At 69.5% G+C, this 22,214-nt stretch carries 23 protein-coding genes and 1 tRNA gene; 11 read left to right on the top strand and 13 right to left on the bottom strand.

The window, feature by feature from the left end; all coding sequences use genetic code 11:
- The 3 genes from M2351_RS14830 to M2351_RS14820 form a co-directional block, all read right to left on the bottom strand.
- Positions 1-261: ATP-binding cassette domain-containing protein (locus M2351_RS14830; RefSeq protein WP_264656805.1), on the bottom strand; the 261-nt coding region annotated here is incomplete at its 3' end.
- A complete protein-coding gene (locus M2351_RS14825; protein WP_264656804.1) occupies positions 258-1,103 on the bottom strand; it encodes an ABC transporter permease subunit in 846 nt (281 codons plus the stop codon). The genes M2351_RS14825 and M2351_RS14830, both read right to left, overlap by 4 nt.
- Complete coding sequence (locus M2351_RS14820; RefSeq protein WP_264656803.1) at positions 1,103-1,891, bottom strand: ABC transporter permease subunit; 789 nt, start codon at positions 1,889-1,891, stop codon at positions 1,103-1,105. The genes M2351_RS14825 and M2351_RS14820 overlap by 1 nt, the downstream gene beginning before the upstream one ends.
- A gap of 233 nt (positions 1,892-2,124) precedes the next feature.
- Here M2351_RS14820 and M2351_RS14815 point away from each other — a divergent pair, with 233 nt between their 5' ends.
- The 3 genes from M2351_RS14815 to M2351_RS14805 all read left to right on the top strand — a co-directional run bounded on the left by M2351_RS14815 (position 2,125) and on the right by M2351_RS14805 (position 6,771).
- Positions 2,125-4,443: a VTT domain-containing protein gene (locus M2351_RS14815; protein WP_264656802.1), complete on the top strand. Its 2,319-nt coding sequence runs from the start codon at positions 2,125-2,127 to the stop codon at positions 4,441-4,443.
- Complete coding sequence (locus M2351_RS14810) at positions 4,440-5,252, top strand: endonuclease/exonuclease/phosphatase family protein (RefSeq protein ID WP_264656801.1); 813 nt, start codon at positions 4,440-4,442, stop codon at positions 5,250-5,252. The genes M2351_RS14815 and M2351_RS14810 overlap by 4 nt, the downstream gene beginning before the upstream one ends.
- A 292-nt stretch (positions 5,253-5,544) precedes the next feature.
- The gene (locus M2351_RS14805) at positions 5,545-6,771 is read left to right on the top strand and encodes a polyhydroxyalkanoate depolymerase (protein WP_264656800.1); all 1,227 of its coding nucleotides are present in this window, start codon (positions 5,545-5,547) and stop codon (positions 6,769-6,771) included.
- Between the two features lie 77 nt (positions 6,772-6,848).
- On the opposite strand, the gene M2351_RS14800 is transcribed toward M2351_RS14805, so the two are convergent.
- Entirely contained in the window at positions 6,849-8,381 is a 1,533-nt protein-coding gene (locus M2351_RS14800; protein ID WP_264656799.1) for a YifB family Mg chelatase-like AAA ATPase, read from the bottom strand.
- A 167-nt stretch (positions 8,382-8,548) separates the two neighbouring features.
- Between M2351_RS14800 and M2351_RS14795 the strand changes: the two genes are divergently transcribed.
- The 4 genes from M2351_RS14795 to M2351_RS14780 all read left to right on the top strand — a co-directional run bounded on the left by M2351_RS14795 (position 8,549) and on the right by M2351_RS14780 (position 12,749).
- The gene (locus M2351_RS14795; protein WP_264656798.1) at positions 8,549-9,295 is read left to right on the top strand and encodes a creatininase family protein; all 747 of its coding nucleotides are present in this window, start codon (positions 8,549-8,551) and stop codon (positions 9,293-9,295) included.
- Positions 9,296-9,414: 119 nt separating this feature from the next.
- Entirely contained in the window at positions 9,415-10,917 is a 1,503-nt protein-coding gene (locus M2351_RS14790; RefSeq protein WP_264656797.1) for an ABC transporter substrate-binding protein, read from the top strand.
- Positions 10,918-10,960: 43 nt separating this feature from the next.
- Complete coding sequence (locus tag M2351_RS14785) at positions 10,961-11,908, top strand: ABC transporter permease (RefSeq protein ID WP_264656796.1); 948 nt, start codon at positions 10,961-10,963, stop codon at positions 11,906-11,908.
- A gap of 10 nt (positions 11,909-11,918) precedes the next feature.
- The gene (locus M2351_RS14780; RefSeq protein ID WP_264656795.1) at positions 11,919-12,749 is read left to right on the top strand and encodes an ABC transporter permease; all 831 of its coding nucleotides are present in this window, start codon (positions 11,919-11,921) and stop codon (positions 12,747-12,749) included.
- A gap of 205 nt (positions 12,750-12,954) precedes the next feature.
- Here the strand turns inward: M2351_RS14780 and M2351_RS14775 are convergent, their stop codons facing one another.
- Both M2351_RS14775 and gpt read right to left on the bottom strand, forming a co-directional pair.
- The gene (locus M2351_RS14775) at positions 12,955-14,613 is read right to left on the bottom strand and encodes a hypothetical protein (protein ID WP_264656794.1); all 1,659 of its coding nucleotides are present in this window, start codon (positions 14,611-14,613) and stop codon (positions 12,955-12,957) included.
- Positions 14,614-14,793: 180 nt separating this feature from the next.
- The gene (gpt, locus tag M2351_RS14770; RefSeq protein ID WP_264656793.1) at positions 14,794-15,294 is read right to left on the bottom strand and encodes a xanthine phosphoribosyltransferase; all 501 of its coding nucleotides are present in this window, start codon (positions 15,292-15,294) and stop codon (positions 14,794-14,796) included.
- Between the two features lie 209 nt (positions 15,295-15,503).
- On the opposite strand from gpt, the gene M2351_RS14765 reads away from it, so the two are divergent.
- A tRNA-Arg gene (locus tag M2351_RS14765) sits at positions 15,504-15,580 on the top strand.
- Positions 15,581-15,641: 61 nt separating this feature from the next.
- On the opposite strand, the gene M2351_RS14760 is transcribed toward M2351_RS14765, so the two are convergent.
- Positions 15,642-15,836: a hypothetical protein gene (locus M2351_RS14760; RefSeq protein WP_264656792.1), complete on the bottom strand. Its 195-nt coding sequence runs from the start codon at positions 15,834-15,836 to the stop codon at positions 15,642-15,644.
- Positions 15,837-15,905: 69 nt separating this feature from the next.
- Entirely contained in the window at positions 15,906-16,097 is a 192-nt protein-coding gene (locus tag M2351_RS14755; RefSeq protein WP_264656791.1) for a hypothetical protein, read from the bottom strand.
- 351 nt (positions 16,098-16,448) lie between these two features.
- On the opposite strand from M2351_RS14755, the gene M2351_RS14750 reads away from it, so the two are divergent.
- Entirely contained in the window at positions 16,449-17,000 is a 552-nt protein-coding gene (locus tag M2351_RS14750) for a YgjV family protein (RefSeq protein ID WP_264656790.1), read from the top strand.
- A gap of 66 nt (positions 17,001-17,066) precedes the next feature.
- Here M2351_RS14750 and M2351_RS14745 read toward each other — a convergent pair whose 3' ends face one another.
- Positions 17,067-17,582, bottom strand: a complete 516-nt coding sequence (locus M2351_RS14745) for a ferritin-like domain-containing protein (RefSeq protein ID WP_264656789.1) — start codon at positions 17,580-17,582, stop codon at positions 17,067-17,069.
- 207 nt (positions 17,583-17,789) lie between these two features.
- Between M2351_RS14745 and M2351_RS14740 the strand changes: the two genes are divergently transcribed.
- Positions 17,790-18,236 (top strand): ferritin-like domain-containing protein, encoded by a 447-nt coding sequence (locus M2351_RS14740; RefSeq protein WP_246500758.1) that lies wholly within the window; start codon positions 17,790-17,792, stop codon positions 18,234-18,236.
- Positions 18,237-18,342: 106 nt separating this feature from the next.
- Positions 18,343-18,567 carry a hypothetical protein gene (locus tag M2351_RS14735; protein WP_264656788.1) on the top strand — a complete coding sequence of 75 codons (225 nt, stop codon included), beginning with the start codon at positions 18,343-18,345 and terminating at the stop codon, positions 18,565-18,567.
- A gap of 138 nt (positions 18,568-18,705) precedes the next feature.
- On the opposite strand, the gene M2351_RS14730 is transcribed toward M2351_RS14735, so the two are convergent.
- The 4 genes from M2351_RS14730 to M2351_RS14715 form a co-directional block, all read right to left on the bottom strand.
- Positions 18,706-18,897, bottom strand: a complete 192-nt coding sequence (locus M2351_RS14730; RefSeq protein WP_264656787.1) for a DUF1289 domain-containing protein — start codon at positions 18,895-18,897, stop codon at positions 18,706-18,708.
- Between the two features lie 69 nt (positions 18,898-18,966).
- Positions 18,967-19,500: a ferritin-like domain-containing protein gene (locus tag M2351_RS14725; RefSeq protein ID WP_264656786.1), complete on the bottom strand. Its 534-nt coding sequence runs from the start codon at positions 19,498-19,500 to the stop codon at positions 18,967-18,969.
- Positions 19,497-20,339 carry a 2-oxoacid:ferredoxin oxidoreductase subunit beta gene (locus M2351_RS14720; RefSeq protein ID WP_264656785.1) on the bottom strand — a complete coding sequence of 281 codons (843 nt, stop codon included), beginning with the start codon at positions 20,337-20,339 and terminating at the stop codon, positions 19,497-19,499. Before M2351_RS14720 ends, M2351_RS14725 begins: the two co-directional genes overlap by 4 nt.
- A 20-nt stretch (positions 20,340-20,359) precedes the next feature.
- Positions 20,360-22,084 (bottom strand): 2-oxoacid:acceptor oxidoreductase subunit alpha, encoded by a 1,725-nt coding sequence (locus M2351_RS14715; RefSeq protein WP_264656784.1) that lies wholly within the window; start codon positions 22,082-22,084, stop codon positions 20,360-20,362.
- Positions 22,085-22,214: the final 130 nt, after the last annotated feature.

Here is a 22,214-nt window from a genome sequence, read left to right as displayed (position 1 = left end):
CTCCAGCGTCCGGTGCGGGAACAGCGTCCCGTCCGTGGTGACCAGGATGCGGCGCCCCACGGCCTGGATCGTCCCATCGCAGGTCAGGTCCGGCGGCACCAGCCCGGCCAGCGCTTTCAACAGCAGGCTCTTCCCCGCTCCCGCCGCACCGGAAACGGCCAGCACCTCCCCGGCGCCGACCGCGAACGTCAGGCGGTCGAGCAGGACGGCGTCGCCGGCCAGCAGCGACAGCCCCTCGACGGACAGGCGTGGGACCGTCATGGCCGGCCCCCGCCCACGGCGGCGTGTTGGCTTCGGCCGCCCACGGCGGCGCGCAGGCCGTCCCCGACCGCGTGCAAGGCCCATAGGGTCAGGGCCAGAAGCAGCGCCGGGGCGGCGAGCGCCGCAGGGTCGCCGGCCCGGATCGCCGCGGCCAGCGCCGCGCCCCAACTCGGCACCGGGGTGGGCAGGCCGAGGCCGAGCAGCCCGGCGAAGCTTTCCGCCGCCAGGGCGCGAGGCAGGGCGGTCCAGGCAGCCGCGGCCAGCGGCAGCGCGGCGTTGGGGATCAAGTGGCGGCGCAGGATGCGCCCCGGCGGCACGCCCGCCGCCTGGGCGGCGGCCAGGAACTCGCGGCGCAGAAGGGTGCGCAGCTCCGCCCGCGTTACCAGGGCGATGAAGGGTGCGGCGGTCAGGGCGGCGGCCGGGGCCAGCACCCACAGCCCGCGCCCGGCCAGTCCGGCGGCGAGCGGCAGCGCCAGCACCAGCGGCAATCCGGCCAGCCGCTCCGCCAGCCTCATCAGGCTGCGCTCCGCGCGGGTTCCGAGCGCCGTGGCCGCCACGCCCCAGGCCAGCCCCACCGCGGCACCGAGCAGCCCGCCGAGCAGCGCGAAGGCCAGGCTGCCCTGCCCAGCGGCCAAAGCCCGCTCCAGCGGCCCGTTGCCGAACCGGGCGCCGATGAGTGCGGCCGTCGGCACGCTGAGCAGCAGGGTAATCAGCACGACCAGCCCCACCGACGACGACGGGCAATCGACCAGCCGCCGGCCGGCGGCCTGCCAAGGGGTTTCGGGCCAGGGGGATTTGGGGGATGCGGCCGCGCCGCGCGTGCGATCCATGATGGTCGACATTAGGGGCGCCGCGCCCGCGGGTCGAGCCAGCCGTGCAGCACGGCGGCGCCGGCGCCCAGAAGCACCGCCAGCCCGCACAGGGCGGCCAGCGCCGGAACGGCGATCCCGGCATCACTGGCACGGGCCGCGGTCACGAACAGGCGCCCGGCGCCGGGCACGTCGAACAGGCTTTCCGCCGCGACGGCCCCGGCCACCGTCGCGACCACCGCGATCCGCAGGCCGCCCACCACCGCCGCGACGCCCAGCGGAACCGCATGATGCCACAGCACCGTCCGCTCGCCGAGGCCGCGCCCGCGCGCTGCCAGCAGCGCCACGCCGCCCGGCGCCCTCGGAAGGCCGTCCTTCACGTCATCGCCGTGCAATTCGTCGTCCAGGGCCTCCCGCGCCAGCCGGGCCGCCTGCGCGGCGGGCGGGACGGCCAGCGCCAGCCAGGCGAGCGGCAGCGCCGCCCAGCCGCTCCGCCCCATCATGGTGAAGGGAGCGGCAAGGACCGCCGCGAGCAGGAAGGCCGGCAGCGCCGGTCCCAGCGCGCCGAGCGTACGGCCGGCGCGCCCGCAGAGCGAGCGCGGACGCAGGCTGGCCGTCAGCCCGAGCAGCGCGCCGAGCAGGGTGCCCGCCGCCAGCGGCGGCACGACCAGCACCACGGTCACCGGCAGCCCGGCCAAGGCGGACCGCAGCGCGCCGCTCCAGTCGGGAGCGTAAGCCGCCGCGGCCAGCGCGGCGCACAGGGCGAAGAGGAGGAGGGCGGGCACCACGGCGGCGAGCCGACGTGCGGCGAAGCTCAGCATCGGCGGTGCGGCGTCATGGTGTTGGAAACGTTCTTCAGCGGACGGTTCGGGTAGCGGTTCGGGGGTGCTGGCCGAAAGGGTTGGCCCCGACGGTACGCGGTATGTTGCCGGTCGGGCAACGAAATTTCGCCTGACGGCGTGGGCGGGGAGGGATCGCGTTCCCAGGTGTTGTTCGTGGCAGCGACTCCGCTTGCCGACCCCGCCCAACCCCGTCCGACACCCGGCCACACCGCATGCTTGCACCCCGCCCCGATCCCACCCGTCACCCCCGCGGCCAGCCGCAACCGGCCGTCCCCGCACCCATTCTGGTCCCCGGCCACACCGTCTGGCGGGTTGAACAGGCGGAGCGCGTCGGCGTGATCATCGACGCGGAGGATTATTTCGCCATCGCCAAGACGGCCATGCGCCGGGCGCGGCGCAGCATCTACCTGACCGCCTGGGACTTCGACGCGCGCATCCGGCTGACGCCGCAGATGCGCCGCCCGCGCCGGCCGGACCGGCTGGGCACCCTGCTGAACTGGCTGGCGGCGACCCGGCCCGACCTGTCCATCCATGTGCTGAAGTGGGACTATGCGGAGCTGTTCGACCTCGCCCGCTGGTCGAAGCCGCTGTTCCTGCGCAACTGGCTGAGCCACCCGCGCCTGCATTACCGGCTGGACAGCGACCACCCCGCGGGCGCCTGCCACCATCAGAAGATCCTGGTCATCGACGACCAGCTGGCCTTTTGCGGCGGGCTGGACATCACCGCCAACCGCTGGGACACGCGCGCCCACCGCGCCCACGAGCCGCTGCGCCGCCAGCCGGACGGCAATCCTTACGAGCCCTTCCACGACGTGATGATGGCGGTGGACGGCGACGCCGCCCGCGCGATGGGGGAGCTGTTCCGCGAGCGCTGGCACCGCGCCACCGGCACGCACCTGGACCCGCCGCCGCCGCCCTCGGCCTTCCAGTCGCGCCCGCACCGGCTCAGCATCAACGCCAAGCGCGCGGCCGTGCACAGCCTGGACCCCTGGCCGCCGACCCTGACGCCGCTTCTGCGCGACATGCCCGTCGGCATCGCCCGCACCGCCCCGTCCTGGAACGGCCGCGAGGAGGTGCGCGAGGTGGAGGCGCTGTATGTGGAGGCCATCCGCTCCGCCCGGCACATCATCTACATGGAAAGCCAGTATTTCGCCTCGACCGCCGTGGCCGACGCGCTGAAGGCGCGGCTGGCCGAGCCGGACGGGCCGGAGGTGGTGATCGTCAACCCGGTGCGCACGACCAGCTGGCTTGAGAACACCGTCATGCTGGGTGCCCGCGCCCGCCTGACGCGGGAGCTGCGGGAGGCCGACACCCATGGGCGCTTCCGCCTGTACGTCGCCCTGACCGACGGCGGAGCCTGCATCACCGTGCACGCCAAGGTGATGGTGGTGGACGACCGGCTGCTGCGCATCGGCTCCGCCAACCTGAACAACCGCTCCATGGGGCTCGACACCGAATGCGACCTGGCGCTGGAGGCGCCGGCCGGCCCGGAAGAAAAGCACCGCGAGGAGGGGCGGCAGGCCCGCCGCGCCATCGTGGACGTGCGCAACTCCCTGGTGGCCGAGCATCTCGGCGTCGCCCCGGAAAGCGTGGCGGCGGAGCTGCGCCGCAGCGGCTCGCTCGTCCACACCATCGAGACGCTGCGCCGTCCCGACGGGCGCACCCTGAAGCCGATGGAGGACCAGGAGCCCGGCGTGCTGGCCGCGGCCGTCGCCGACGCCAAGGTCTTCGACCCGGAACGGCCGGTCGGCGCGGTGGAGATCGTGCGCCGCGTCCTGCCCTCCAGCATCCCGCGCCGGCATCATTGGATCGCGCTGTTCGCCGTGCTGCTGGCGGTCGGCGGGATGTGGGGCCTGTGGAGCCACACCCCCTTGCAGGAGTGGGCGACGCTCGACGGCGTGCTCCGCGCCATCGCGCGGGTGCGGGAGGTGCCCCTCGGCCCGCTCTGGCTCGTGCTGCTCTATGTGGTGGGCGGCCTCGTGATGTTTCCGGTGATGTTGCTGGTCGCCGCGACCGCCATCGCGCTGGGGCCGTGGCTGGGCTTCCCGACCGCGCTGGCCGGGGTGCTGGCTTCGGCCGCGGTGCTGTTCTGGGTCGGCCGCGCCGCCGGGCGGAAGCCGCTGGAACGCTACGGCGGGCCGGCTGTGACGAAGGTCAGCGAGCGGCTGGGCGACAGCGGCGTGCTCGCCGTCGTCGCCGTGCGGGCGGTGCCGGTGGCGCCCTTCACCGTGGTCAATCTTGTCGCGGGGGCTTCCCGGATCCGCTTCCTCGACTATCTGTTCGGAACGGTGCTGGGGATGGCGCCGGGCATCCTCGTCTTCAACCTTCTGGGCAACCAGCTGGAACGGACGATGCGGGATCCCTCGGCCGCCGACATCACCCTTCTGGCGCTGGTGGCGCTGGTCGCGCTGTCGCTCGGCTGGGTGGGCAACCGAATCGTGAAGAAGACGGCCAAGAAGGCGAAGACGGCCCAAACCATGAAGACGGCCCAAACCATGAAGACGGCAGAGACGGGGGAGCAAGACCGGTGATCCGATTCAGCCAAGAGCGCGTCGAGCGGATCGCCGCCGCGCTGCGTGCCGCCCGTGCCCGCCGCCCGCGGCGCCGTCTCGACGGGCGCGCCGGATCGGTGCCCGAGGGCATGGCGACGCTGCGCATCGCGACCTGGAACATTCATAGCTGCGTCGGGCTGGACGCGCGTTTCGCGCCCGACCGCATCGCCGAGGTGATCAAGGAGCTGGACGTCGACCTCGTCGGCCTCCAGGAGGTCGGCTGGCATCACAGGGGGGAGGCCGGGCTCGATCAGTTCGCCTTCCTGGAGAAGGCCACCGGCCTGAAGGCCCACGCCGGCCCGACCAAGCACAACGCGCGCGCCCACTACGGCAACGCCATCCTGACGCGCCTGCCGGTGCGGGACTGCGCGCACATCGACCTCAGCGTCGGCCGGCGGGAGCCGCGCGGCGGGCTCGACTGCGTGGTGGAGGTGCAGGGGCGCCCGGTGCGCGTCATCGTCGCCCACCTCGGCCTCGACCCGTGGGAACGGGCCAAGCAGGTGGAAACCATCATCGGCCGGGTGGCGGAACGGCCGGACTTGCCGACGCTGTTCATGGGCGACCTGAACGAGTGGACGCCCAACTCGCCGCGGCTGAAGCGGCTGGGCCAAGCCTTTCCCGACTGCGCCAACCCGCGCAGTTTCCACGCGCGCATGCCCACGCTGCGGCTCGACCGCATCTACGCCAGCGGCGGACTGGTGATCCCGGCCTTCGAGGTGGTGCGCACAGTGCTGACCCGCCGCGCGTCCGACCATCTGCCGGTGCGCGCGACCGTTGCGGTCCCATAACCAACCCGTTTCATAAAATGTCGTCTCGATCCGGCAACCCTCCGCGCGCGGGCGCGGAGGGGGTGCGCAGCCGGAGGTGTGCCTTTTCCATCACATGATTCTTTTGCAGCGCTGCGATGCGTGGCCCCAAGGCTGCGCAAATCCGTTTCCATTGCAAATACATGTCCGAGCCGGGTCGTTGGGCTATTGACCTTTGGTTAGATGCCTGCACAAACTATCCGTGGGTCATACGACCAATGTCTGGCATCCCCACCCGACCGGGCACGGGACCAACCGCCTTAGCGAGGATCTGTTGCTTTACCATCTCTACGACATGCAGCACGCGGCGCTGCGCCCGATGCGCCTGATGGCCGAGGCGGCTCAGCACACCTTCCAGAACCCCTTCAGCCCGGTCTCCTACACCCGTCTCGGTCGCGCCATGGCGGCCGGCGCCGAATTGCTGGAGCGCACGACGCGCCGCTTCCCGAAGCCCGCCTTCGGCCTGAAGACGACGGTTGTGAACGGCGAGACCGTTGCGATCACCGAACGGTTCGCGCTCCAGAAACCCTTTTGCAACCTCCTGCACTTCGCCAAGCCCGAGGGCACGCCGGCCCAGCCGCGCGTCCTGCTGGTCGCCCCGATGTCGGGCCACCACGCGACCCTGCTGCGCGGCACGGTGGCGGCGCTGCTGGCCGACCACGACGTCTTCATCACCGACTGGGTGGATGCCCGGCTGGTGCCGCTGGCGCGCGGGCGCTTCGACCTGGACGACTACATCAACACGGTGGCGGAGATGATCCGCTTCCTGGGACCGCAGACCCACGTCATCGCCGTCTGCCAGCCGGCGGTGCCGGTGCTGGCCGCGGTGTCGCTGATGGCGGCGGCGGACGAGCCGGTGCAGCCGCGCTCCATGACGTTGATGGGCGGCCCGATCGACCCGACGGCCAACCCGACCGTGCCGGTGCAGCTGGCCGCGTCCCGCCCGCTGTCCTGGTTCGAGCGCAACGTGATCACCACGGTGCCGGCCTACTATCCCGGCGGCTTCCGCCAAGTCTATCCAGGCTTCATCCAGCTGTCGGGCTTCATGTCCATGCATCTGGACCGCCACATCGGGGAGCACATCGGCCTGTTCCGCCACCTCGTCCGCGGCGACGGCGACAGCGCGGAGCAGCACCGCCGCTTCTACGACGAGTACCTGTCGGTGATGGACCTGTCGGCGGAGTTCTACCTGCAGACCATCGAGACGGTGTTCCAGAAGCACGACCTCGCCAACGGCACCATGATCTCCCGCGACCGCAAGGTCGAGCCGGCGGCCATCCGCAAGACCGCGCTGATGACCGTGGAGGGCGAGCTGGACGACATCTCCGCCCCCGGCCAGACGGAGGCCGCGCACCGCCTCTGCGCCTCCCTGCCGGACGAGATGCGCGGGCGCCATTACCAGAAGGGCGTCGGCCACTACGGCATCTTCAACGGCCGCCGCTGGCGCGAGAACATCATGCCGGCCGTGCGGGAGTTCATCCGCAAGCACGACGTGGTTTAAGCGGGAGAACGGTCACCACAGAGACACGGAGACACAGAGAAACCACGCCCTCCGTGTCTCTGTGTCTCTGTGGTGAATCACCGCCCCGGCGCGATGCGGCGGTAGCTCAGCGCTTCGGCGACGTGCAGGCGGCGCACGCCCGTGCTGCCCTCCAGGTCGGCCAGCGTGCGGGCGACACGCATCACCCGGTGATAGCCGCGGGCCGACAGCTTCAGCCGCTCCGCCGCCTCGGTCAGCAAGGCGCGGCCGGATTGGTCGGGGCCGGCGACCGTCTCCAGCAGTTCCCCGTCGGCCTCGGCGTTGGTGCGCACCGCGCGCCCTTCCGGGTAGGGGCCCAGCGCCGCGTAACGCTCCGCCTGGACCGCGCGGGCCACAGCCACCCGGGCCGCGACGTCGGCGCTGCCCTCCGCCGGCGGCGGCAGGCTGAGATCGGCCGGGCTGACGGCGGGGACATCAATATGCAGGTCAATGCGGTCGAACAGCGGCCCTGAAATCTTGGATTGGTAATCCGCCGCGCATTTCGGCGCCCGCGCGCAGGCCAGAGACGGATCGTCCAAATGCCCGCAGCGACAGGGGTTCATCGCCGCCACCAGTTGCACCCGTGCCGGGTAGGTTACATGATGGTTCGCCCGGCTGACCACCGACTTTCCCGTCTCCAGCGGCTGCCGCAAGGCCTCCAGAGTCGCACGCGGAAACTCGGGCAACTCGTCGAGGAACAGCACGCCCTTGTGTGCCAGCGAGATCTCCCCCGGCTTGGCACGCGTGCCGCCACCGACCAACGCCGGCAGGCTCGCCGACTGGTGCGGTGAACGATAGGGCCTCTGCCGCAGCAACTTCCCGTCGTCCAGCAGGCCGGCGACGCTGTGGATCATGGAGACTTCCAGCGCCTCCGCCGGGTCGAGCGGTGGCAGCAGGCCGGGCAGGCGGGCGGCCAGCATCGACTTGCCCGATCCGGGCGGCCCGATCATCAGCAAATTATGGGATCCCGCGGCGGCGACCTCCAGCGCGCGCTTGGCCGTCTCGTTCCCCTTCACGTCGCGCAGATCCAGCGGCGCCTCCACGGCCTCCTGAAGCCGCGGCCGGGGCCGGGTCAGAACCTGGGTGCCCTTGAAGTGGTTGATCAGGACCAGCAGGTTGGCCGGCGCCAGCACGTCCAGCGCCTCCCCCGCCCAGGCGGCCTCACCGCCGCAGGGTTCCGGGACGATCAGCCCGCGGTCCTGGGCCAGCGCGTTGATGGCGGCGGGCAGCACGCCGGCCACCGGGCTCAACGCCCCGTCCAGCGCCAGTTCGCCCAGCGCGCAATAGCGGCTCATCTCCTCGTCGGGCAGCACGCCCATGACGGTCAGCAGGGCGAGCGCGATGGGCAGGTCGAAGTGGCTGCCCTCCTTCAGCACGTCGGCCGGGGCGAGGTTGACGGTGATGCGCTTGGCCGGAAGGGCGAGCCCCAGCGCGTGCAACGCCGCCCGCACCCGTTCCCGGCTTTCCCCCACCGCCTTGTCGGGCAGCCCGACCACGGTGAAGGCCACGATGCCGCCGGACATCTGCACCTGCACGTCGATGTCCAGGACGTCGATCCCCTGGAACGCAACCGTGTTGATCCTCGCAACCATCCCAACCATCACCCCCGCAGCACTGCACGCGAGTGTATGAGAGGCGCGTTGGTTTTGCCAGCGAGACGGGTGTGGCATGGCAGGGCTCCGCAGTCGGCTTTTGGGAAGCTGGCCGATCCGTCCTAAATTCCTGTCCGGAGACAACGCCACAAGAAGGGTCAGGGACCGTGCAACTCCTTCTCAGCACCTGGGCCGAGGCCGAGGAATACCTCAAGACGTCCAAGGGCATCGTCCTGCCCATCGGCTCCACCGAGCAGCATGGGCCGAACGGGTTGATCGGCACCGACGCGCTGTGCGCCGAAGTCATCGCGCGTGGCGTCGGCGACGCGACCGGCGCCATGGTCGGGCCGACCATCCCCGTCGGCATGGCCGTGCACCACATGGAGTTCGCCGGCTCCATGACGCTGAAGCCCTCCACGCTGATCGCCCTGCTGCGCGACTATGTCCTGTCGCTGTCGGAGCATGGGTTCCAGCGCTTCTTCTTCGTCAACGGTCATGGCGGCAACATCGCCTCGGTGCGCGCCGCCTTTTACGAGATCTACGCGGAGAACCGGGCGCTGCGCGGCAAGGACGCGCCGGACCTGCGCTGCACGCTGGTCAACTGGTGGGAGAACGCCGAGGTCTCTCGCCTGTCGAAGGAGTTGTTCGGCGGCAAGGAGGGCTCCCACGCCACGCCCAGCGAGGTGTCGGTGACCCAATACGCCTTCCCCGAATCCATCAAGACCGCGACGATGGAGCCGGAGACCGCCGCGGCCGGCGGCTTCTACGACGCGCGCGACTTCCGCCGCCGCCACCCGGACGGCCGAATCGGTTCCGCCCCCGGCCTCGCCCAGCCGGAGCACGGCCAGCGCCTCGTCGAGGCTGCGGTCGGCGCCATCAGCCGGCAGTACGAGTCGTTCCTAGAAGAGGCGTAAGGAGGCGCAGGCCTTCCATCCGGCGGCAAAGCCGGCCGCCGGCCTGCGTGCGGCCTTGCGCTCGGGCGGGCTCCACCGCATCATCCCGCGCCGAGATAACAATCGGGGGAGATGCCGTCATGCCGAACCGCACCGCGCGCCTTGCGCTTGCCGCCGCCCTGGCGTTCGGGGCGGTCACGTTCGGGGCGGCACCCACCCCTGCGTGGGCGCAGGCGCGCACGGATCTCGTGGTGGGCATGCGGCTGGAGCCGCCGCACCTCGACCCCACGGCCGGGGCGGCGGCGGCCATCAAGGAGGTCACCTACGCCAACCTGTTCGAGCCGCTGCTGCGCGTCGACCCCGACGGCAACCTCGCACCCGGCTTGGCGGAGCGCTGGACCGTCTCGGCCGACGGGCTGACCTACACCTTCCTGCTGCGGCCCCACGCCAAATTCCACGACGGGCGGGCGGCCGATTCGGCGGCGGTGAAGTTCTCGCTCGACCGCGCGCGCGGGGCCGATTCGGTGAACGCGCAGAAGGGCTATTTCGCGGCCATCGCCGCGGTGGACACGCCGGACCCGCACACCGCGGTGGTGACGCTGTCGCGGCCGGATGGGCTGTTCCTGTTCCACATGGCGACCGGCGACGCCGCCATCGTCGGGCCGGACTCGGCCGCCGGCAACAAGCAGACGCCGGTCGGCACCGGTCCCTTCAAGTTCGAGCGCTGGGTGGCCGGCGACCGCGTCGTGCTGGCCCGCAACCCCGACTATGACGGGCCGAAGCCGGCGCTGGAGCGTGTGACCTTCCGCTTCATCAGCGACCCGGCGGCCCAGGTCGCGGCGCTGAAGGCCGGCGACATCGACAGCTTCCCGCAGTTCGACACCTACGAGGCGCTGCCCCAGTTCCGCAACGACCCGGCCTTCTCGGTCATGGTCGGCACGACGGAGGGGGAGACGATCCTGTCCACCAACAACGCCCGCAAGCCCTTCGACGACGTCCGCGTGCGCCGGGCCATGTCCCACGCCATCGACCGCAAGACGCTGATCGAGGGCGTGCTGTTCGGCAACGGGTCGGCCATCGGCAGCCACTTCCCGCCGCACCGCGCCGGCTATGTGGACCTGACCGGCCTCTACCCCTACGACCCGACGAAGGCGAAGGCGCTGCTCGCCCAGGCCGGCTACCCGAACGGCTTCGACACGACGCTGAAGCTGCCGCCGCCGATCTACGCCCGCCGCTCCGGCGAACTGATCGCCGCCATGCTGGCCGAGGTCGGCATCCGCGCGAAGGTGGAGCCGATGGAATGGGCGCCCTGGCTGGAGAAGGTGTTCAAGGGCAAGGACTACGACCTGACCCTGATCGCCCACACGGAGCCGCTGGACATCGACGTCTACGCCCGCCCCGACTACTACTTCAACTACAAGAGCGACCGCTTCAACGCACTCCAGGCGGAGCTTGACCGCACCCAGGACACCGACAAGCGCAACTTCCTCTACGGCGAGCAGCAGCGCGTCCTGGCCGACGACGCGGTCAACGGGTTCCTCTTCATGCTGCCGGCCGCCACCGTGCAGAAGGCCGGCCTCCAGGGCATGTGGCTGAACCGCCCGGTCCAGGCCAACGACGTGACCGGCGTGCGGTGGAAGTGACGCCCGCTCCCCGTTTCGCCACCCGCAACAGGACTCGACCCGCGTGCTCGCCTTCCTCGCGCGCCGCCTGCTGACGCTGGCGCTGACCGCGTGGCTCGCCACGCTGGTGGTGTTCGCCGTGCTGGAGGTGGTGCCGGGCGACCCGGCGCTGCTGATGCTCGGCACCAGCGCCCAGCCGGAGGCGGTGGCGGCGCTGCGCCACCAGATGGGGCTCGACCGGCCGGTGCCCGTGCGCTACGCCGCCTGGGTCGGCGGGATGCTGACCGGCGACCTCGGCACCAGCCTGACCTACGCGCGGCCCGTCGCCGGGTTGGTGGCGGAGCGGCTGGAGATCACCCTGCCGCTGGCGCTGATGGCGATGCTGCTGTCGGCCGGGCTGGCGATCCCGCTCGGCCTGCTGGCGGCGGCGCGGCAGGGGCGGGCGGGCGACTGGGCGGTCATGGCCTTCGGGCAGCTCGGCATCGCGGTGCCCAGCTTCTGGTTCGCCATCCTGCTGATCCTGGGCTTCTCCGTGCAGCTGGGCTGGTTTTCGGCCGGCGGCTTTCCCGGCTGGGATGCGGGCGTCGGGCCGGCGCTGAAGGCGCTGCTTCTGCCCGCCGTGGCGCTGGCCTTGCCGGAGGCCGCGATCCTCGCCCGCGTCACCCGCACCGCCGCGCTCGACACGCTGCGCGAGGACTATGTGCGCACGGCCCGCGCCAAGGGGCTGCGGCGACGGACGGTGCTGCTGCGCCACGTGCTGCCGAACGCGCTGATCCCCGTGACGACCATCCTCGGCCTGCAATTCGCCTTTCTGATCGCTGGGGCCGTGGTGGTGGAGAACGTCTTCACCCTGCCGGGGCTCGGGCGGCTGCTCTACCAGGCGATCGGCCAGCACGACCTGATCGTGGTGCAGGGGGTGGTCGTGCTGCTCGCGGTGATGGTCGTGCTGGTCAACGCGCTGGTCGACATCGCCTGCGCCGCCGTCGATCCCCGCCCGCAGGTGGCAGCATGAGTGTGTCCTCGTGAGGGCGCGCCGTCTTCCCGCCAGCCTGGTCCTGGGCGCCGTGCTGACCGCGCTGGTGGTCGGGGCAGCACTTCTGTCGCTGGTCTGGACGCCCTTCCCGGCGGAGCAGATCCGCGTCGTCGCCCGGCTGCGCCTGCCGGGGCCGGAGCACTGGCTGGGCACCGACCATTTCGGGCGCGACGCGCTGTCGATGATCCTGGTGGGCGCGCGCAACTCCCTGTCCGTCGGGGCGGCGGCGGTGGCGCTGGGGGCGGCGCTCGGCGTGCCGCTGGGCCTTGCTGCCGCGGTCTGGGGCCGTTGGGGGGACGAGACGGTGGCGCGGCTCGCCGACCTGACCTTCGCCTTTCCCGCCGTGCTGACGGCGATCCTGCTGACCGCGGTGCTGGGGGCGGGGGCGGCGAACGTCGTGCTGGCGCTCGGCCTGTTCAACGCCGCCGTCTTCGCGCGCGTCACCCGCGGCGCAGCCCTGGCGGTGTGGCGGCGGGAATTCGTGCGCGCGGCACTGGCGCTCGGCCGCGGGCCGCTGTCGGTGACGCTGGTGCATGTGCTGCCGAACGTGGCCGGCGTGGTGATCGTGCAGGCGACCGTGCTGTTCGCCGTGGCGGTGCTGAACGAGGCGGCGCTCAGCTACCTCGGCCTCGGCATCCAGCCGCCCTCGCCCTCCTGGGGGAAGATGCTGGGTGACGCGCAGACCTTCCTGTTCACCGCCCCCTTGCAGGCGATCTTCCCCGGCGGCGCGATCGCGGTGACGGTTCTGGGGCTGAACCTGCTGGGGGATGGGCTGCGCGACCTGCTGGACCCGCGGCACCGGTCGTCGGGGGTGCTGTGACTGGGGGGGCGGCCATTGTGGAGGCGTGTGTCACCACCAAGGCACCAAGACACCAAGGGTCGTCCTGTCGGTTCGGCGTCGGCCGGTGGTCGGCGTGCATGCCGGCGCTGACCATCTTGGTGTCTTGGTGCCTTGGTGGTGAATCCCACCGTCACTTGACACACCCGCAAGTCCGATTGCGTCAAGTGCCAACCGGCCCGGACCGTCAACCGGCCGGCTTCTGGGCTTTCTCCGACAGCTCGATCAGGTCGACCAGTTCGTTGCTCTTCCAATAACGGGACTTGCCGACCTCGGTCTTTGCGGTGGCGATCAGGTCGTCGATGATCTCGCGCTCCGCCGGGCTCATCTCCTCGGTCAGGTCCTTGGCGCGTTCCAGCCGGTGGCTGAGCAGGCGGGTCATGTTGTGGCTGGTGGTCGGGATCCAGCGGCTGACGCGTTGGTCGAAGACGGTGCTGATGCCGTTGATGCGCAGCAGATGCTCCATGCGCTCGTCCAACGAGTCCGTCTCCTCGAACTTCATCGCCTTCTCGACGTTGGCGCGCATCTCCTCCAGCAGGGTCTCGCGCCACTTCGACAGCTCGTAGGTCTCATAGCCGAAGTCGCGGGTGCGCTCCTGCCAGTCCCAGATCAGGCGGTCCAGCCAGATCACGTCCTCGTGGTCGATCACCGCGTGGCGGCGGGCCACGGCGGCTTGGGCGGACCGCTCCATGGCGATGGCCGCGACGCGGGTGACGACAATCTTGCTGGCGGCGCCCCAGGCGTTGCGGAAGGTCGGCTCGCTGCGCCGGTCCTCCATCAGGCCCGACGCGGTCACTGCCTCGATCACCTGGGCAAGCCGCTGCATCAGGGCGTTGATGCGCGCCTTTTCCTTCAGGCTCGGCCGGATCGCGGATCCGGGGACCCGCTCGTTCAGCTTCAGCACGGTGGTCAATGCCGCGGTCAGGAAGCGGATGGTCGCCACGAAATGGGCGGTCAGCCCGTCGCTGACCGCGTTGCCGCGGCCGGGATCGACTCCGCTCTGCCGGATGTAGAGGCCCACCGCGGCGTAGTTGCGCTTCACGTTGACCACCGACAGCGGCAGCAACTGGGCGAGTGTGGCGTTGTCGCGGAAGCGGTCTGCCAGGTCGTCCACCGCGTTCATCAGCCGGTCGGCGGCGCGTTCCTGCTCCCAGGCGTTGGGATTCGGCGCCGGGAAAGCCTTCAGCTTCTCGTCGATCAGGGCGATCGGGGCGCCCGGCCCTTCGGCGTGGGCCAGGATGTCGCGCATGGTCTGGACAGTGCCGGTCTCGAAATGCGGCGCCTTGTCCAGGTAGGCCGACAGCAGGCGGGTGCGGCGCGCCCGGTTGCGCGACAGCGCGGCCAGCGCGTCGTCGGTCGTCTTGCGGCTGGACAGCACCATGTCCAGGTGCTTCACCGCGGCCACGCGCATGCGCTCCATCAGCGCCAGCGCCTCGGGCGAGCGCAGCGCCCGGTCCAGCACCTCGGTGCGGGCCATGTCGTCCAGCTTTTCCTGGGCCTCGACCGCCAGGACGGGAAAACCGTCGCGGCTCAGCAGCTCCCACAGGGCGCCGACGTCCAGCCGCTGCACCATGCCCGGCACGGCGACACCGGCGTGGTAGAGCACGTCGTCATCGATCATGAAGGATTCGAACAGCGTGGTGAACAGGCGGCGGGCGCGGTTCGTGCGCTGTCGGTTCAGATGCTCGATCACATACAGCCGGACGAGCTGGATCCGTTCCGGCGACTCGCCGTCCATCCCCTCGATCTCGCTCAGCAAATTGTAGACGAGGTGGGCGGGCAGGCGCGCGACCAGCTCGTTGATCTTCTTCCGGAGGGTGGTGTCGTCGTCGGACGCGTCGAACATGCGAGTGGCGATCGCGCAATTAGGGTTGCATCGTCTTTATCGCGTATTGAAAGTTAACATTGCGGTAAAGAAATGGGGCCGCACCCGGTAAAGCGAGCGCGGCCCCATCGATGTAGGCAGTGCAACCAAAGCGTTCTATGACGCCCTGAGGTCTATGACTTTGGTCAGGGGAGACTTGGGTCAGGAACCGCGGTGCTGCTTCGCGATCGGCTGCGAGAATTGCAGCTCGATGTCCCAGGGGAAGTGGATCCAGGTGTCCTGGCTGACTTCGGTGATGAAGGTGTCGACCAGCGGCCGGCCGGCCGGCTTGGCATAGACGGTGGCGAAATGCGCCTTGGGCAGCATCTTGCGCACGATCACCGCGGTCTTGCCGGTGTCCACCAGGTCGTCGATGATCAGCCAGCCCTCGCCGTCGCCGGCCCCCGATCCTTCCACGCCCTTCAGCACCATCGCCTCGCGCTGGTTCTGGTGGTCGTAGCTCGACACGCAGACGGTGTCGATCAGGCGCAGCTCCAACTCGCGCGCGATGATGGCCGCGGGGACCAAGCCGCCGCGCGTCACCGCGATGATGCCCTTCCACGGGCCCTTGTCGATGAGGCGCCAGGCCAAAGCCTTGGCGTTGCGGTGAAGCTCCTCCCATGACACGGGGAAGTGCTTGTTGAAGGGAACAGCTTCGGGCACGGCTTTGGACTCCGAGAGAGACTTGGCGCCGCTTATAACGCAAGGCCGGCGGAAGACGCAATCCGGGGCCTCCCGACCTCCCCGAATGGCCGCTCAGCGGTTCCGGCGGAGGGGGTGAAAAAAGCGCTTGCGGCCGAAAACTCTTTTGAGTAAGTTGCGCGCCTCGACGCCGGACGGTCACCGACGACGTCGAACAAAAGAAGCAGGATGCGCCCGTAGCTCAGCTGGATAGAGCACCAGACTACGAATCTGGGGGTCAGGAGTTCGAATCTCTTCGGGCGCGCCATTCTTCTTCCGGGATACATGAAGCCGCCGCAAGGCGGCTTTTGTTTTGCCCGGATGCCGGCTCAGTGGCCTTTTTTCTTCGGCGTGCGGGTGGTCTTCGACCGCGTCTTGGCCTTTGGCAGCTTGGTCATCGCGTTCAGCATGGCCGCTTGATTGCGTTTGGCCGCCGCGGTGAACACGCCGCTCCAGAACCCGAAGGCTTGGCTGGCCGCCCGGTTCGTCATCGACAGCCAGACGCTGCGCGGGCTTCCCTTCATCTTTTCCCCTCCACGGATGTCACGGATGCTCTCCGGGACAACAGCGCGGAACGATGTCGGTTGCGGCCCTCAGCACGCCCGGCGCCCATAGACCCGCGACCAGGACATGGTCAGCCCGGCCTTTTCCGCACAGCCGTAATGCCAGGGGCGGCTTTCCGCGTCGCCCGCCCAGTGGGGCTCGCCCGGCCGCATCGGCTGGCCGCAATGGCTGCAGGTGGGCCGGTCGGCGGTCAGGGCCTCGAAGCGGGTCAACTGGGTCATCGTCGGCTCATGGCATTGTTTCGAACGGCAGCGAATGTTGCGGCGCGGAAATATGACGCCGGAGAGCCGCCGAGGAAACGTCGCAAAGGTGAAAGGTCCAACCCAAGGCCTGAACGATGGGGGTATACCCGCGGTCAGGGCACAGCTTGGTCTCGATCTTGCCGTTGTTTTTCAAGGTGGATTTGACCCAGAGCCGACCTGGATTTGGCGCAGCGCTATCAGCCTTTCTTCATCACATGGCGATTCATATCCGTTTAACCATCCCCGCCTAACGTCCGCCGCCTTCACAGATTTTTTTTGCTGCACCGCAGCATTCCGGTACCCCGCAGAAGCGGAAGAAGGCGTCCGATCATGGTTTTCCTGTTGCACTACATGCCGCACCTGTCGCTCGTCGCGGTGACGGGGCTTGCCGGGCTGGCGCTGGGCACGCTGTCCACGCTGCTGCAGGACCGGCGCATGATTCTGGCGGCGCAGGCCGGTGCCGCCGCGCTGTTCGTCGTCCATTTCCTGCGCTTGGGCGCCCACACGGGCATGCTGATGTCGGTGCTCGGCCTCGTGCAGCTGGCGACCGCCTATCCGGAGGAGCGGCCGCGCTGGCTCGGCGTCGCCTTCGCGCTGACCGTGCCGGCGGCGCTGGCGGTGGCGGCCGCGACGTGGCAGGGGCCGATGTCGGCCCTGTCGGCCGCGGGCTTCATCCTGGGCACCATCGGCCGCTGGCAGAGCACGGTCGGGACGATGCGCCTGTTCTTCCTGACCTCCACGGTTGTTGGCGCCGGCCACAACATGCTGGCCGGCTCGGCCTTCGGCCTTGCATCGGACGCCATGGTGCTGTCCGGCCATCTCTGGAGCCTGTGGCGCGACCGGTCCGCCACCCGCCATACCGCGGCGCTGGCCGCGTCCTGACGACCGCAGCGGCCCCGGGGAAGACGCGCGTCTCCCCCGGACCATAGTCCCTGACCTCTTTCGGCGTCAGCGCTTGGCCTCGGCCACGCCAGCAGTTTCCTTGCGCTCCAGATAGGTCTTGGTCAGCTGCGGCAGGCGCTGTTCCAGCCAAGCGGCCATCTCCAGCTCCTCGTCCAGGCTCTGCTTCAGCGTCCGGGCGATGTCCGGTTCACCGGCTTGTTCCGCCGCCGCAATGAGCGAGCGGTAGTTGGCGATTTCGAAATGCTCGAACGAGTAGTCGAAGATCGACGCCTTGACGATCTCGTCGGATGTGATCACGCCGGACAGGGACTGCGCGTTCCCGATCAGCATGGCGACGCCGGTCTTGATGGCCGAGGTGTCGGTGCCGAGCTTCTGCAGGCACTGCTTCAGCCGGTCGGCCTGCCGGTTCGACACCTCGATGTGCTCCTGCACCTTGGCCAGAACCTCCGGGTAGTTCTTGATGCGCTCGGCCTGCCGTTCCAGCATTTCCACGGCTTGGCTCTCCATGCCGTGCGCGTCGCGCAGCCAGTCGATCAGGGTCTCTTTGCTGCTGTTGGCCACGTCGTCTCTCCGTCGTTTCGTTTTCGGAATGCCCTCCATCGGGCTTGCCCCGCTCAACAGGCCGGCGGGCCATCCGTTGCCAGGGGCCGTTGCCAGGGGCCGTTGCCAGGGGCCGTTACCGAGGGGGTTACCGGAAGAGGTACAAGGAACCTTTGGCGCGGCTGGAGGTTGACCGTTCCGACAGGCAGCACGCCAGGGAGAGCGGCCATGATGGGGAAGGACGAGATCGTCGACACGCTCAACGATCTCATTCGCATCGTCGAGGACAGCCACGAGGCCTACCGCCAAGCCGCCGAGACGGTGCAGGAAGACGATCTGAAAGCGTTGTTCAACGATCTGGCCGCACAGCGCGGCGCCATCGTTCGGGAATTGCAACGGTTGGTCGCCGAGCAGGGCGGGGCGCCGGACATGGGCGGCACCGTCATCGGCGGCGCGCACCGCTTTTTCCTGGAACTGAAGAACAATGTCCTGGGCCACGACCGCGAGGCCATCCTGAACGAGGTGCAGCGCGGCGAGACGGAATGCGTCACACGCTACGACGCGGCCTTGGAGAAGGAGCTTCCTCTTCCGATCACCGCTGTGGTGGCGCAGCATCTCGACCGCATCCGGGTCGACCGCGACCGCATGACAATGTTGCGCGGGGCGACGGCCTGATCCTTTGGATTAATCCGTCCTGTTGTGGTGTTTGTTATGGTGCGGTGCACACATGGAGTGTGCCGCCGCCGCGCTTCGACACACACTCACGTCCAGGACGCCAACCATGATCGCCGACGCCGCCGCCACTGAAGAACTCGTCACCGCGGGCGCCTTCGCCCTCTACCGGGCGGAGAACCCGCACCGCGTCGCTGAATTCGGCAAGAGCAACAACGCCGAAGCTGCGATCGTCGCCGATTTCGAAACCTACAAGGGCCGCTACGTCCGCAAGTTCCAGGACCTGCGCGCCGCGCTGGAGGGGTTGGGGCTTGCGGTGGTGCGGGGGGCGTGAGGCTTTTTCCCCCACCCTAACCCTCCCCCGCTGGGCGGGGGAGGGAACTCTGCCGCCCTTCCGCGAAGCCGCAAATAAGCCCTCTCCTGCCCAGCGGGGGAGGGAGGGACCCGCGAAGCGGGAGGGTGGGGGAAAAAGCTACACCCCCGCCGCCGCCCGCCGCCCCTCCAACTCATCCAACAACGCGAGCTTCGCGTCGTCCGCCATCGTCTTCCACGCGCGGATCTCGGCGAGTGTGCGCAGGCAGCCGGTGCAGTGCGAGCGGTCGGCGGTCAGCTTGCAGACGCTGACGCAAGGGGATGGCACGGTGGGTTCGGGTCCGACGGTCATTCCGGGTTCCAAAAGAAAACGGGACGGCCACAGGGCCGCTCCGTCCTTACCATTCCCGTCCGAACGGTCTCAATCCGAAATGTTCGGCGGATCGGGATCCTCGTCCCAGCCTTCCTTCGGCGCCGGGTAGCGCTCCAGCCACTTGCGGACCAGGGCGACGTGGCCGGCTTCCTCGTCCGCGAACTCGCGGGCGAGGCGGGCGACCTCCGGGTCCTTCGTCTCGGCGGCGACCGAGGCGTAGTAGTTGTTGCCCTGATGCTCGCTCAGCAACGCCATCTTCAGCGCGTGGTGCGGCTTCATCAGATAATGGGCGTTCTCGAAGGCGGCGGCCTCCGGCGACTCCTTGGTGGCGTCCCACTGGAACTCCCAGGGGGCGACCTTGGGCAGCGAGCCGTATTCGCGGGCGAGCTGCTTCACTTCTTCCGCGTGCTTCACCGAGTAGCCCGCGAGGTCGCGGAACAGCTTGGCGACCTCCACGTTGTTGTGGGCCTCCATGCTGTCGGCCAGTTCGTTGTAACGGTCGGCCGCCTCGATCTCCAGCTCCAGGGCGTGGGCCAGGAACATGCCCACGTTGGACGCGCCATTCTCGACTTTCGTCTTCATACCGCGAACCTCTCTTCGATCTGGGCGATGGTGTGGCTGTCCTTGGACGCCGGCTGAAACGGACGGCGGTTGCCGGCCAGGAAGATGCCGAGCCCGAAGCCGTCGTCCTCCAGGACGGCGCGCATCGCCTGGTTCGGGTCGTCCGTCGGCTCGCGGCCGTAGGGGTGGACCGTGCTCTTCCAGTTGCGCTGTTCCGGACGGAAGGTGACGCACGGGGAGAGGACGTGGATGACGGAGAAGCCGGGATGTTTCACGCCCTCGACGATCAGGCGCGCCACCTCGTTCGGGTCGCCTGAGAAGCCGCGGGCGACGAAGTTGGCGCCGCAGGCCAGAGCCAGGGCCACCGGCTGGATCGGGTTCACGCCCGGGCCTTCCGGCGTCAGCTTCGATTCGCACCAGTCGGATTCGGTGGTCGGCGAGGCCTGGCCCTTGGTCATGCCGTACACCTGGTTGTCCATGACGATGTAGGTCATGTCCACGTTGCGCCGGCAGGCGTGCAGGAAGTGGCCGCCGCCGATGGAGAAGCCGTCGCCGTCGCCGCCGAAGATCAGCACGTCCAGCTCCGGACGGGCCAGCTTCACGCCCGCGGCCACGGGCAGCGAGCGGCCGTGCACGGTGTGGTAGCCGTAGACGCTGGTGTAGGCGGGAATGCGCGACGAGCAGCCGATGCCCGACACCACGACGGTGTTTTCGCGCTTCAGCCCCATGTTGGCCATGGCGCGGGTGATGCCGGCCAGCACGGAATAGTCGCCGCAGCCGGGGCACCAGATGGGCTTCACGTCGGACTTGTAGTCGTGCGGCATCGGGCCGACGACGTCCTCGGTCAGGTGGGTATCCATGTCGTTCGTGCTCCGGCCGGTCAGATCAGGGAAAGAAGCGTCTCGTGAACCTCACGCGCGCGGATCGGCAGCGGACCGGGGCGGCTGAACACCGACACCTTGCCCGGCAGATCGTAATGCCCGCGGAGGAACTTGTGGAACTGGGCGCCGTGCGTCTGCTCGACGACCAGGACCTTCGTGACGCCTTCCAGCGCCGCGGCCAGCTTGGACGGCTGGACCGGGGAGATCAGGCGGATGGCGACCAGACGGGCCTTCTTGCCCTCGGCCTCCAGACGGCGCACCGCCTCGCGCGACGGACCCGTCGCCGAACCCCAGGTGACGACGGCGATCTCGCCCTCGCCCTCGATGTCGGCCCAGGCGTCGCCGAAGTCGAAGCTGGTCAGCTTGCGCAGGCGCTTGTCCAGCTGCTTCTGGTGATCGGACGCCTGCGAGGAGGGCAGGGCGTTCTCCGCATGCTCCAGGCCGTCGGCGGTGTGCTCGCCGCCCGGCATGCCGGGGATGGCGGCCGGGGAGATGCCGGATTCGGTGTTGGCGTAGCGCTTGTACTTGTCCTCGCCGCCCAGATCCGTCGCCAGCAGGCGCTTGGCAACGTAGGGGGCGTCGGCCGGCTTGTCGATGATGGCGCGCGACTGGCCCATGGCCTGGTCGGACAGGACGATGGCCGGGGTCTGCAGGGCTTCGGCCAAATGCACCGCCCACTGGGTGGTGAACAGGCAGTCGCCGATGGAGGTCGGGCCGACCACCAGGTGCGGGGCGTCGCCGTGCAGGCCGTAGACGGCGATGTTCAGGTCGGACTGTTCGGACTTGGTTGGGATGCCGGTGGACGGGCCGCCGCGCTGCACGTCGACGATCACCACCGGGGTCTCGGACGCCACGCCCAGGCCGATGCACTCGGTCATCAGCGACAGGCCGGGCCCCGCGGTCGCGGTGATCGACGGCACGCCGCTGAAGGAGGCGCCCAGGCACATGGCGATGGAGGCCAGCTCATCCTCCGCCTGCACCAGCTTGCCGCCGGTCTTGGCGAGGTTGGGGGCCAGCCACTCCAGAATCTCGGTCGCCGGCGTGATCGGGTAGGCGGCGCAGAACTTCACCCCGCCCTTCAGCGCGCCCAGGCCGGCGGCCTCGTTGCCGGAGATGTTCCAGCGCACTGCGCCCTCGGCCTTGTTCGGGGCGGCCAGCTCCAGGCCCAGGTTCCAGCCCGCCACTTCCTTCGACCCGGCGTCGATGCCGGCGTTGGAGGCCTGGATGGCGGCGTCGCCCTTCTTGCCCAGCGCCTTCTGGATCACCGCGTCGATGCCCGCGCGGGGCAGGCCGATGATCGCGGCGACGGCGCCCAGGCCAACCATGTTGACACGGCCGCCGGGGATCTTGCCGGCCAGTTCCTTGATGGGCAGCTCAACTTGGCGGGCGCCGCTGGCGGCCAGCACCGCCGGCACCTCGCCCTGGCTGGGGTCGGTGATGATGACGCTCTTGTCCGACAGCGGCAGCTCGGCGGCGAAGCGTTCCACATTCTGCCAGTCAAAGGCGATGATGATGTCGAAGCGGTCCCCGGGACCATGAACCGGCGTCGGCGACAGGCGAACCAGGGCGGCGGCTTCGCCACCCCGGATCTGCGGGCCGGTGGACCGCGACATCAAACCGTACCATCCCACGTTGGCGGCGGCATCCAGCAGCATCTGTCCGGCGGTCATCGCGCCGGCGCCACCGCTGCCCACCAGGGCAATCGTGACCGAGTCCACTGTCATTGCTTATCCCTTGCGTCCGAATGTGAGTCGCCCGACGCGCGTACGGCTACGTCACCAGTGCGGAGCAAGGGAATGATCTGGCGCAATTGGCGCGGTTGCGGCATCAATTTGCCGCAACCGCGGTCTCAAT

The sequence above is a fragment of the Azospirillum canadense genome (assembly GCF_025961225.1).
Taxonomy (GTDB): Bacteria; Pseudomonadota; Alphaproteobacteria; order Azospirillales; family Azospirillaceae; genus Azospirillum; species Azospirillum canadense.
This window is presented reverse-complemented; position numbering and strand designations above follow the sequence as displayed.